This is a genomic window from Kosakonia sp. LAM2021 (genome assembly GCF_016620385.1).
GTDB lineage: Bacteria > Pseudomonadota > Gammaproteobacteria > Enterobacterales > Enterobacteriaceae > Kosakonia > Kosakonia sacchari.
Genome location: NZ_JAENHT010000008.1, coordinates 22,680 through 34,047, shown reverse-complemented (window position 1 = coordinate 34,047; position 11,368 = coordinate 22,680). Strand labels below are relative to the sequence as shown.

Annotated in this window: 10 protein-coding genes; 9 read left to right on the top strand and 1 reads right to left on the bottom strand. The window is 52.2% G+C overall.

Translation table 11 applies throughout. The annotated features are described in order from the left end of the window. Window positions 1–11 precede the first annotated feature (11 nt). Window positions 12–803 (bottom strand): type I methionyl aminopeptidase, encoded by a 792-nt coding sequence (map, locus tag JKP81_RS16735; RefSeq protein WP_017457994.1) that lies wholly within the window; start codon window positions 801–803, stop codon window positions 12–14. 309 nt (window positions 804–1,112) lie between these two features. Between map and rpsB the strand changes: the two genes are divergently transcribed. The 9 genes from rpsB (at window position 1,113) to bamA (ending at window position 11,326) form a co-directional block, all read left to right on the top strand. Then, window positions 1,113–1,838, top strand: a complete 726-nt coding sequence (rpsB, locus tag JKP81_RS16730) for a 30S ribosomal protein S2 (protein WP_017457995.1) — start codon at window positions 1,113–1,115, stop codon at window positions 1,836–1,838. A 138-nt stretch (window positions 1,839–1,976) separates the two neighbouring features. Next, window positions 1,977–2,828: a translation elongation factor Ts gene (tsf, locus tag JKP81_RS16725; protein WP_039057386.1), complete on the top strand. Its 852-nt coding sequence runs from the start codon at window positions 1,977–1,979 to the stop codon at window positions 2,826–2,828. Window positions 2,829–2,975: 147 nt separating this feature from the next. Next, window positions 2,976–3,701: a UMP kinase gene (gene pyrH, locus JKP81_RS16720; protein WP_017457997.1), complete on the top strand. Its 726-nt coding sequence runs from the start codon at window positions 2,976–2,978 to the stop codon at window positions 3,699–3,701. A gap of 149 nt (window positions 3,702–3,850) precedes the next feature. Then, window positions 3,851–4,408: a ribosome recycling factor gene (frr, locus tag JKP81_RS16715; protein WP_017457998.1), complete on the top strand. Its 558-nt coding sequence runs from the start codon at window positions 3,851–3,853 to the stop codon at window positions 4,406–4,408. A gap of 97 nt (window positions 4,409–4,505) precedes the next feature. After that, window positions 4,506–5,705: a 1-deoxy-D-xylulose-5-phosphate reductoisomerase gene (gene ispC / locus JKP81_RS16710; RefSeq protein ID WP_200552611.1), complete on the top strand. Its 1,200-nt coding sequence runs from the start codon at window positions 4,506–4,508 to the stop codon at window positions 5,703–5,705. A gap of 182 nt (window positions 5,706–5,887) precedes the next feature. Beyond that, window positions 5,888–6,646, top strand: coding sequence for a (2E,6E)-farnesyl-diphosphate-specific ditrans,polycis-undecaprenyl-diphosphate synthase (gene ispU / locus JKP81_RS16705; protein WP_200552610.1), 759 nt, complete (start codon window positions 5,888–5,890; stop codon window positions 6,644–6,646). 12 nt (window positions 6,647–6,658) lie between these two features. Then, a complete protein-coding gene (cdsA, locus tag JKP81_RS16700; protein ID WP_200552609.1) occupies window positions 6,659–7,516 on the top strand; it encodes a phosphatidate cytidylyltransferase in 858 nt (285 codons plus the stop codon). An 11-nt stretch (window positions 7,517–7,527) separates the two neighbouring features. Then, window positions 7,528–8,877 (top strand): sigma E protease regulator RseP, encoded by a 1,350-nt coding sequence (gene rseP / locus JKP81_RS16695; protein ID WP_200552608.1) that lies wholly within the window; start codon window positions 7,528–7,530, stop codon window positions 8,875–8,877. A 31-nt stretch (window positions 8,878–8,908) separates the two neighbouring features. Beyond that, a complete protein-coding gene (gene bamA, locus JKP81_RS16690; protein WP_200552607.1) occupies window positions 8,909–11,326 on the top strand; it encodes an outer membrane protein assembly factor BamA in 2,418 nt (805 codons plus the stop codon). Window positions 11,327–11,368 lie beyond the last annotated feature (42 nt).

Genomic DNA, 11,368 nt, shown 5'->3' with positions numbered 1-11,368 from the left:
TCATGTCAGAATCAGGCGGCAGTCAGCACGGCGTCGATGGTGTCATCTTTGCGCAGTGTCAGGATTTCGCAGCCGGTTTCGGTGACCACTATCGTGTGCTCATACTGTGCAGACAGGCTGCGGTCTTTGGTTTTCACCGTCCAGCCATCTTTCATGGTGCGAATACGGTAATCACCTGCGTTTACCATCGGCTCGACGGTAAACGTCATGCCCGCTTGCAGCACCACGCCACCATCGTCCGCATCATAGTGCAGCACCTGCGGCTCTTCATGGAAGCCGCGACCAATACCATGACCGCAGTATTCGCGCACGACGGAGAAGCCCTGAGCTTCGACATATTTCTGAATTGCTGCGCCAAGGGTGCGCAGACGGATACCCGGTTTGACCATGCGCAGCGCCAGATAGAGGCTCTCCTGCGTGATATGGCACAGACGCTCCCCCAAAATAGTCGGCTTACCGACGATAAACATTTTGGAGGTGTCGCCGTGATACTCATCTTTAATTACGGTCACGTCGATATTGACGATATCGCCATCTTTCAGCAGTTTTTCGTCATCCGGAATACCGTGGCACACCACTTCGTTAATAGAGATGCACACCGATTTCGGAAAGCCGTGATAACCAAGGCAGGCGGAAATGGCATGCTGCTCTTTGACAATGTAGTCGTTGCAGATGCGATCGAGTTCACCCGTGCTGACGCCCGGCTTAATGTACGGTTCAATCATTTCCAGCACTTCGGCGGCGAGTCGGCCCGCGACGCGCATTTTTTCGATTTCTTCAGGTGTCTTAATAGAGATAGCCATGGAATGTGTCCATCAGTGTCGATTTTTTCGACTATACCAGGATTAGTGCTGTCAATGGTAACAGTCGAGCAACTGTTGTGCCAAATCGAGAATCATTAACAGCACGCTGCGTCAACAACTATTGGTTTCCGGCGGTGTTTTATGGTATAAAGCGCGCCGGACTTCCGTTCCTGTTTTGGGATGGGAGCCACAAATCTCACTTTGTGTAATAACACACACGTATCGGCACATATTCCGGGGTGCCCTTCGGGGTCGGTAATATGGGATACGTGGAGGCATAACCCCAACTTTTATATAGAGGTTTTAAACATGGCAACTGTTTCCATGCGCGACATGCTCAAGGCTGGTGTTCACTTTGGTCACCAGACCCGTTACTGGAACCCGAAAATGAAGCCGTTCATCTTCGGTGCGCGTAACAAAGTTCACATCATCAACCTTGAGAAAACTGTACCGATGTTCAACGAAGCGCTGGCTGAGCTGAACAAAATTGCTGCTCGTAAAGGCAAAATCCTGATCGTTGGTACTAAACGCGCTGCAAGCGAAGCGGTGAAAGAAGCTGCTCAGAACTGCGACCAGTTCTTCGTGAACCATCGCTGGCTGGGCGGTATGCTGACTAACTGGAAAACCGTTCGTCAGTCCATCAAACGTCTGAAAGACCTGGAAACTCAGTCTCAAGACGGTACCTTCGACAAGCTGACCAAGAAAGAAGCGCTGATGCGCACTCGTGAGCTGGACAAGCTGGAAAACAGCCTGGGCGGTATCAAAGACATGGGCGGCCTGCCGGACGCACTGTTTGTTATCGACGCTGACCACGAGCACATCGCAATCAAAGAAGCAAACAACCTGGGTATCCCGGTATTTGCTATCGTTGATACCAACTCCGATCCGGACGGCGTTGACTTCGTTATCCCGGGTAACGATGACGCAATCCGTGCTGTTAGCCTGTACCTGAATGCCGTTGCTGCTACCGTTCGTGAAGGCCGTTCTTCGGATCTGGCTACTCAGGCGGAAGAAAGCTTCGTAGAAGCTGAGTAATAAGGCACGCTCGTTGAGCCCCTTATTGAGCAGGTAGTACCGAGTTTGGTTAGGGGGCCTGTTAATGGCCCCCTTTTTCACTTTTACGCCTGTTTGGTTGCAAACCGTGCAGGTCATATCTCTCCCGAGGAATAAAGAATGGCTGAAATTACCGCATCCCTGGTAAAAGAGCTGCGTGAACGTACTGGCGCAGGCATGATGGATTGCAAAAAAGCGCTGACTGAAGCGAACGGCGACATCGAGCTGGCGATCGAGAACATGCGTAAGTCTGGTGCGATCAAAGCGGCGAAAAAAGCAGGCAACGTTGCTGCTGACGGCGTGATCATCACCAAAATCGACGGCACCTACGGCATCATTCTGGAAGTTAACTGCCAGACTGACTTCGTGGCAAAAGACGGTGGTTTCCAGGCATTTGCTAACAAAGTTCTGGACGCAGCGGTTGCTGGCAAAATCACTGACGTTGAAGTTCTGAAAGCGCAGTTCGAAGAAGAGCGCGTTGCACTGGTTGCTAAAATCGGTGAGAACATCAACATCCGTCGCGTTTCCGCTCTGGAAGGCGAAGTGCTGGGTTCTTACCAGCATGGCGCGCGTATCGGTGTTCTGGTTGCGGCTAAAGGCGCTGATGGCGAGCTGGTTAAACAGCTGGCAATGCACATCGCTGCAAGCAAGCCGGAATTCGTTAAACCGGAAGATGTATCCGCTGAAGTAGTAGAAAAAGAGTACCAGGTTCAGCTGGATATCGCCATGCAGTCTGGCAAACCGAAAGAAATCGCAGAGAAAATGGTTGAAGGCCGCATGAAGAAATTCACCGGCGAAGTTTCTCTGACTGGCCAGCCTTTCGTTATGGATCCGAGCAAATCTGTTGCTCAGCTGCTGAAAGAGCACAATGCTGACGTAACTGGCTTCATCCGCTTCGAAGTGGGCGAAGGCATCGAGAAAGTTGAGACTGACTTCGCAGCAGAAGTTGCTGCAATGTCCAAGCAGTCTTAATCAATAAAAGGAGCCGCCTGAGGGCGGCTTCTTTTTATGCCCTTCATCTGAAAATCAGCCAGCACACTAGTGTTTGCGCTGGCAGGCGACGTATCATAAGCGCCGGTATTAACCCCGTCCAATTGTTGACAGTCTCAGGAAAGAAACATGGCTACCAATGCAAAACCCGTCTACAAACGCATTCTGCTTAAGCTGAGCGGCGAAGCGCTCCAGGGATCCGAAGGCTTCGGTATTGACGCGAGCATTCTTGACCGTATGGCGCAGGAAATTAAAGAGCTGGTCGAACTTGGGGTTCAGGTTGGCGTGGTGATTGGTGGCGGCAACCTGTTCCGTGGGGCGGGTCTGGCGAAAGCGGGTATGAACCGCGTAGTGGGCGACCACATGGGTATGCTGGCGACCGTGATGAACGGCCTGGCAATGCGTGATGCGCTGCATCGTGCCTATGTGAACGCACGTCTGATGTCCGCGTTCCCGTTAAATGGCGTTTGCGACAATTACAGCTGGGCAGAGGCGATTAGCCTGCTGCGCAACAACCGCGTGGTCATTTTCAGCGCCGGTACAGGTAACCCGTTCTTCACTACCGATTCCGCGGCGTGCCTGCGCGGTATTGAGATTGAAGCGGATGTGGTGCTGAAAGCGACCAAAGTGGACGGCGTGTTTACTGCCGATCCGGTGCTCGATCCGACCGCCACGCTGTGCGAACAGCTGAGCTACAGCGAAGTGCTGGATAAAGAACTGAAAGTGATGGATCTGGCGGCCTTTACGCTGGCTCGCGACCATAAATTGCCGATTCGCGTGTTCAACATGAACAAACCTGGCGCGCTGCGTCGTGTTGTCATGGGCGAAAAAGAAGGCACATTGATTACGGAATAATTCCCGTAAGCAATAAATAAAGGTAAGATTCCGCTTTAATTTATTGAGCAGTTCTTTCTGGCATCTTCAGGGTGCCTAAAATTGAACAGGCTATACTTAGCACACCCGCCGTATGGCCTGCCTGCGACAAGATTTCAAGGATCCGTAACGTGATTAGCGATATCAGAAAAGATGCTGAAGTACGCATGGATAAATGCGTCGAAGCGTTCAAAACTCAAATCAGCAAAGTGCGTACTGGCCGCGCTTCTCCGAGCCTGCTGGATGGCATCGTTGTGGAATACTACGGTACGCCGACTCCGCTGCGCCAACTGGCTAGCGTCACCGTCGAAGACTCCCGTACGCTGAAAATCAACGTGTTTGACCGCTCAATGAGTCCGGCTGTTGAAAAAGCGATTTTGACCTCTGATCTCGGTTTAAACCCGAGCTCTGCGGGTAGCGATATTCGCGTTCCGCTGCCTGCACTGACGGAAGAACGTCGTAAAGATCTGATCAAAGTCGTACGCGGCGAAGCTGAACAAGCGCGTGTTGCGGTACGTAACGTTCGTCGTGACGCGAACGATAAAGTGAAAGCACTGCTGAAAGATAAAGAGATCAGTGAAGACGACGATCGTCGTTCTCAGGATGACGTACAGAAGCTGACCGATGCTGCAATCAAAAAAGTGGATGCGGCGCTGGCGGATAAAGAAGCAGAACTGATGCAGTTCTGATTCGAAACAAACCGACTAAAACGCCGTACAGAGAGCCGCGAGAGTGGCTTTGCTGGCGGCGTTTTGCTTTTTATCTTTGCAACGTTGCGAGCGTTTCATGAAGCATTTAACTCTTCTGGGCTCAACGGGTTCTATTGGTTGCAGCACGCTGGCCGTGGTTCGCCACAATCCCGATCGTTTCTCCGTTACTGCGCTGGTTGCCGGTAAAAATGTTACCCGCATGGTTGAGCAGTGCCTTGAGTTTTCTCCCAAATTTGCGGTGATGGACGATGACGAAAGCGCGCAACAGGTAAAGCGTGCTTTGCGGGAACATGGTAGCCGAACAGAAGTGCTGAGCGGCCAACAGGCAGCCTGTGAAATGGCGGCGCTGAGCGGCGTCGATCAGGTGATGGCGGCCATTGTGGGCGCTGCGGGCCTGGTGCCAACGCTTGCTGCTATTCGTGCCGGAAAAACGGTGCTGCTGGCGAATAAAGAGGCTCTGGTGACGTGTGGTCGCTTGTTTATGGACGCGGTGAAGGAGAGCGGGGCACAGCTTTTACCGGTGGACAGCGAGCATAACGCTATTTTTCAGAGTTTACCGGAAACAATTCAACATAACCTGGGGTACGCTGATCTGGAGCAGAATGGCGTTTCGTCTATTCTGCTTACCGGGTCTGGTGGCCCGTTCCGGGAGACACCGCTTTCCGATCTGACCGCAATGACGCCGGATCAGGCGTGTCGGCACCCGAACTGGTCAATGGGGCGCAAGATCTCCGTTGACTCCGCCACTATGATGAATAAAGGTCTGGAATACATTGAAGCGCGCTGGTTGTTTAATGCCTCTGCCCGCCAGATGGAAGTGTTGATTCATCCGCAATCGGTGATCCATTCCATGGTGCGTTACCAGGATGGCAGTGTATTGGCACAACTGGGTGAGCCGGATATGCGTACGCCCATCGCTCATACGATGGCCTGGCCGGAACGAGTGCCGTCAGGTGTTAATGCCCTCGATTTTTGCAAACTAAGTTCGTTAAGTTTCGCGCAGCCCGATTTTGACCGCTATCCTTGCCTGAAGCTGGCCATTGATGCTTCAGATGAGGGGCAGGCGGCAACAACGGCGCTCAACGCGGCGAATGAGGTCACTGTTTCGGCATTCCTGGCATCTGCTATCCGTTTCACAGATATTGCCGCCCTGAATCTTTCTGTGCTTGAACAGATGGATTTGCGCGAACCGCAGAGCATTGATGACGTGCTGGCTGTGGATGCACAGGCACGCGACGTTGCGCAAAAACAAGTGATGCGCCTCGCAAGCCAGTGATATTACAGCGATGAGTGACGGTGCTATTTGTTAGCGTTGGGCTTCGGTGATATAGTCTGCGCCACAAAATTGCCAGTTGATATGATGGCGTTTGGTGTAAGCCGTGGTTTACACGGCTTTTTTGCGTAAAGGCTTTGTATTCCTGAGTACCGCTAAATCCTTTTCAGGGACTAAAACGCGTTATGTTGTCTGCTAACCAACCGATAAGCGAAAGTTTGCCAACGCATGGCTGCCGCCATGTAGCGATAATTATGGATGGCAATGGTCGCTGGGCGAAAAGACAAGGGAAACTCCGGGCTTTTGGTCATCGGGCCGGAGCGAAGTCTGTACGCCGTGCGGTCTCTTTTGCCGCCAATAATGGTATTGATGCGCTGACGCTTTATGCTTTTAGTAGCGAGAACTGGAATCGCCCGGCGCAGGAAGTGAGTGCGCTGATGGAGTTGTTTGTGTGGGCGCTGGATAGCGAAGTAAAAAGCTTGCACCGTCATAATGTGCGTTTACGCATTATTGGCGATACCAGTCGTTTTAATACGCGTTTGCAGGAGAGAATCCGCAAAGCGGAAGCGTTAACCGCCCAGAACACCGGGCTGACGCTGAATATCGCAGCGAACTATGGTGGACGCTGGGATATCGTACAGGGAGTACGGCTGCTTGCCGAGCAGGTGCAGGAAGGGCTTTTGCGCCCGGATCAAATTGATGAAGAAACGCTCAATAAGCAAGTCTGCATGCACGAGCTGGCTCCAGTAGATTTAGTGATTAGGACTGGTGGAGAACATCGCATAAGTAATTTTTTACTTTGGCAAATTGCCTATGCCGAACTTTACTTTACAGATGTTCTTTGGCCCGATTTTGATGAACAAGACTTTGAAGGTGCGCTGCATGCCTTTGCCAATCGAGAGCGTCGTTTCGGCGGTACCGAGCCAGGTGGCGACAAAGCCTGATGGGGGTTGCTTTTGCTGAAGTATCGCCTGATTTCTGCTTTTGTATTAATACCCATTGTTATTGCAGCGCTTTTTTTGCTGCCGCCGGTGGGATTCGCGATCGTTACGCTCGCTGTTTGCATGCTCGCTGCGTGGGAGTGGGGGCAACTGAGCGGCTTTACTTCCCGGACTCAGCGGGTTTGGTTGGCTGTATTATGCGGGTTTTTACTCGCGCTTATGCTGTTTACGCTGCCGGAGTATCACCATAATACCCATCATCCCCTGGTGACGATCTCGCTCTGGGCCTCTCTGGCCTGGTGGCTGGTGGCGTTGGTGCTGGTGCTAAGTTACCCGGCATCCGCCGCGGCGTGGCGCCATTCTAAAATTTTGCGCCTGATTTTCGGTATCTTGACGATTATCCCTTTTTTCTGGGGCATGCTGGCGCTGCGCGTATGGCATTACGATGTAAATCACTATAGTGGCGCGCTGTGGTTGCTGTATGTGATGATTCTCGTTTGGGGAGCAGATTCAGGCGCTTATATGTTTGGCAAACTATTTGGCAAACATAAGCTTGCACCGAAAGTCTCGCCGGGAAAAACCTGGCAAGGTTTCCTGGGGGGCCTGCTGACGGCGGGTATTATCTCCTGGGGCTACGGCGCATGGGCGAATCTGGATGTGACCTCATCTACGCTCTTTATTTGCTCATTGGTCGCGGCGTTAGCCTCTGTATTGGGCGATCTCACGGAAAGTATGTTCAAGCGTGAAGCCGGAATTAAAGATAGTGGGCATCTAATTCCGGGCCATGGCGGTATACTGGATCGCATTGACAGCCTGACAGCGGCAGTTCCTGTATTTGCCTGCCTGTTATTGCTGGTTTTCAGGACGATTTGACGGAAGGTTTTATGCTGAGCATTCTCTGGAATCTGGCGGCGTTCATTGTTGCGCTTGGTGTATTGATCACCGTGCATGAATTTGGCCATTTCTGGGTTGCTCGCCGCTGTGGCGTGCGGGTTGAGCGTTTTTCCATCGGTTTTGGTAAAGCGCTCTGGCGTCGCACCGACAAACACGGTACCGAATTTGTCATCGCCCTGATCCCCCTGGGCGGTTATGTCAAAATGCTGGATGAGCGTGTTGAGGCTGTTGCGCCGGAAATGCGCCACTACGCTTTCAATAATAAAACGGTTGGCCAGCGCGCCGCCGTTATTGCTGCCGGTCCCATCGCTAACTTTATCTTTGCCATCTTCGCTTACTGGCTGGTGTTTATCATCGGTGTCCCTGGAGTTCGTCCGGTTGTTGGTGAAATAACGCCCAACTCTATCGCTGCAAACGCGCAAATTGCACCCGGCACGGAACTTAAAGCGATTGATGGCATCGAAACGCCTGATTGGGATGCTGTGCGCTTACAGTTGGTGTCTAAAATCGGCGATAGCCAGACGACCGTCAGCGTAGCGCCATTCGGCAGCAACCATCGACAGGAAAAAGTGCTGGATTTACGTCACTGGGCCTTTGCGCCTGATAAAGACGATCCGGTTATGTCGCTCGGGATTCGTCCTCGTGCGGCGCAGCTTGAACCGGTGCTTGCGGAGGTGCAACCCGGTTCCGCTGCCAGCAAAGCGGGTTTGCAAGCTGGCGACAGGATCGTTAAAGTCGATGGTCAGCAGTTAACGCAGTGGATGACGTTCGTTACGCTGGTACGGGATAACCCAGGTACGTCGTTAGCGCTGGAAGTGGAAAGGCAAGGGGCTCCCTTGTCTTTGACGTTGATACCGGATACAAAGCCCGGTAGCAAGGCAGAAGGGTTTGCGGGCGTGGTGCCCAAAGTCATTCCTCTGCCAGATGAATACAAAACAGTACGCCAGTACGGGCCATTTAGCGCCATCGTTGAAGCCACGGATAAAACCTGGCAGTTGATGAAGCTAACGGTCAGTATGTTGGGGAAATTGATCACCGGTGATGTAAAACTGAACAACCTCAGTGGGCCGATTTCTATCGCTCAGGGGGCTGGGATGTCAGCGGAGTTCGGGTTGATTTACTACCTGATGTTCCTTGCTTTGATAAGCGTGAACTTGGGCATCATTAACCTGTTCCCTCTGCCTGTTCTTGACGGCGGGCATCTGCTGTTTTTAGCGATTGAGAAGCTGAAGGGCGGACCGGTATCCGAGCGAGTTCAAGACTTTAGTTATCGCATTGGCTCTATCTTGCTGGTGCTGTTAATGGGGCTTGCACTTTTCAATGATTTCTCTCGCTTGTAAGAGAGTTTGTTAGGAAGAACGCATAATAACGATGGCGATGAAAAAGTTGCTCATAGCGTCGCTGCTGTTTAGCAGCGCCACCGTATACGGTGCTGATGGATTCGTAGTGAAGGATATTCATTTCGAAGGCCTACAGCGTGTCGCCGTTGGTGCGGCCCTCCTCAGTATGCCAGTTCGTCCTGGCGATACGGTGAATGATGAAGATATCAGTAACACCATTCGCGCGTTGTTTGCCACCGGCAACTTCGAGGATGTTCGTGTCCTGCGTGATGGTGATACGCTCCTCGTTCAGGTGAAAGAACGTCCGACAATCGCCAGCATCACCTTCTCCGGCAACAAGTCGGTGAAAGATGACATGCTGAAACAGAATCTTGAAGCTTCTGGCGTCCGTGTGGGTGAATCACTGGATCGCACCACCCTCTCCGATATCGAAAAGGGGCTGGAGGACTTCTACTACAGCGTGGGTAAGTACAGCGCCAGCGTCAAAGCTGTCGTCACCCCATTACCGCGTAACCGGGTTGACCTGAAGCTGGTCTTCCAGGAAGGCGTTTCCGCGCAAATCCAACAGATTAATATTGTCGGCAACCATGCCTTCACGACCGAACAGCTGATCTCCACGTTCCAGCTGCGCGACGAAGTGCCGTGGTGGAACGTTGTCGGCGATCGTAAATACCAGAAACAGAAACTGGCGGGCGACCTGGAAACCCTGCGCAGCTACTATCTGGATCGTGGTTACGCACGTTTCAACATTGATTCGACGCAGGTTAGCCTGACGCCGGACAAAAAAGGCATCTACATTACGGTTAACGTGACCGAGGGCGATCAGTACAAGCTCTCTGGTGTGCAGGTTAGCGGTAATCTCGCAGGACACTCTGCGGAAATTGAAAGCCTGACGAAAATCGAGCCGGGCGAGCTGTATAACGGCGCCAAAGTGACCAAAATGGAAGATGACATTAAAAAGCTTCTTGGTCGCTATGGTTATGCCTACCCGCGTGTTCAATCGCAGCCTGAAATCAACGACACGGACAAAACGGTTAAGCTGCATATCAACGTTGATGCTGGCAACCGCTTCTACGTGCGTAAGATCCGCTTTGAAGGTAACGACACTTCTAAAGATTCCGTACTGCGTCGCGAAATGCGCCAGATGGAAGGGGCGTGGCTGGGCAGCGATCTGGTCGATCAGGGTAAAGAGCGTCTGAACCGTTTGGGCTATTTTGAAACTGTCGATACGGAAACCCAGCGTATTCCGGGTAGCCCGGATCAGGTTGATGTCGTTTATAAGGTGAAAGAGCGTAACACCGGTAGCTTTAACTTCGGCGTTGGCTACGGCACCGAGAGTGGCGTCAGCTTCCAGGTTGGCGTTCAGCAGGATAACTGGTTAGGTACCGGTTACTCTGTCGGTATCAGCGGAACCAAAAACGACTACCAGACTTACTCTGAGTTCTCCGTCACCAACCCGTACTTTACGGTGGATGGCGTGAGCCTCGGCGGTCGTATCTTCTATAACGACTTTAAAGCGGATGATGCGGATCTGTCGTCGTATACCAACAAGAGTTACGGCCTTGATGGTACGCTCGGTTTCCCGATCAACGAATACAACACGCTGCGCGCTGGCTTAGGCTATGTTCATAACAGCCTGTCGAAGATGGAACCGCAGGTGGCAATGTGGCGCTATCTGGACTCCGTGGGGCAGAATGCCAGCACGCAAAACGACAGCAACGGTTATTCGGCGGATGATTTCACCTTTAACTACGGCTGGACTTACAACAACCTTGACCGTGGTTATTTCCCGACGAAGGGTTCGCGCGTCAACCTGAACGGTAAAGTGACGGTACCGGGCTCAGATAATGAGTTCTACAAAGTTACTGTCGACACCGCTTCCTACTTCCCGATTGACGACGATCACAAATGGGTGGTCTTAGGTCGTACACGTTGGGGATACGGTGATGGTTTAGGTGGCAAAGAGATGCCGTTCTATGAGAACTTCTACGCAGGTGGCTCCAGCACCGTGCGTGGCTTCCAGTCCAACAACATTGGTCCGAAAGCGGTTTACTACGGCGGGAACAACCAGAGCAACTGTAAGAACACTGTTGCAGACTCACTCTGTAAGTCTGATGATGCGGTGGGCGGTAACGCAATGGGCGTGGTTAGCGCCGAGCTGATTACACCAACGCCGTTTATCAGTGATAAATACGCCAACTCTGTGCGTACCTCGTTCTTCTGGGATGCAGGTAGCGTGTGGGATACAAACTGGCAAAATACCGCGCAGATGAAAGCGCTGGGTATTCCGGATTATAGCGATCCGAGCAATATCCGCATGTCTGCCGGTATCGCATTACAATGGATGTCCCCATTGGGGCCGTTGGTTTTCTCCTACGCCCAGCCGTTTAAAAAGTACGATGGAGACAAAGCGGAACAGTTCCAGTTTAACATTGGTAAAACCTGGTAACGCCGTACTGCAATGGAATGCACCAGCAGTGTAGTGATGGCT

Coding starts and splice junctions, on each gene's coding strand:
- map (WP_017457994.1), bottom strand. CDS start 803: ATGGCTATCTCTATTAAGACACCTGAAGAAATCGAAAAAATGCGCGTC.
- rpsB (WP_017457995.1), top strand. CDS start 1,113: ATGGCAACTGTTTCCATGCGCGACATGCTCAAGGCTGGTGTTCACTTT.
- tsf (WP_039057386.1), top strand. CDS start 1,977: ATGGCTGAAATTACCGCATCCCTGGTAAAAGAGCTGCGTGAACGTACT.
- pyrH (WP_017457997.1), top strand. CDS start 2,976: ATGGCTACCAATGCAAAACCCGTCTACAAACGCATTCTGCTTAAGCTG.
- ispC (WP_200552611.1), top strand. CDS start 4,506: ATGAAGCATTTAACTCTTCTGGGCTCAACGGGTTCTATTGGTTGCAGC.
- ispU (WP_200552610.1), top strand. CDS start 5,888: ATGTTGTCTGCTAACCAACCGATAAGCGAAAGTTTGCCAACGCATGGC.
- rseP (WP_200552608.1), top strand. CDS start 7,528: ATGCTGAGCATTCTCTGGAATCTGGCGGCGTTCATTGTTGCGCTTGGT.
- bamA (WP_200552607.1), top strand. CDS start 8,909: ATGGCGATGAAAAAGTTGCTCATAGCGTCGCTGCTGTTTAGCAGCGCC.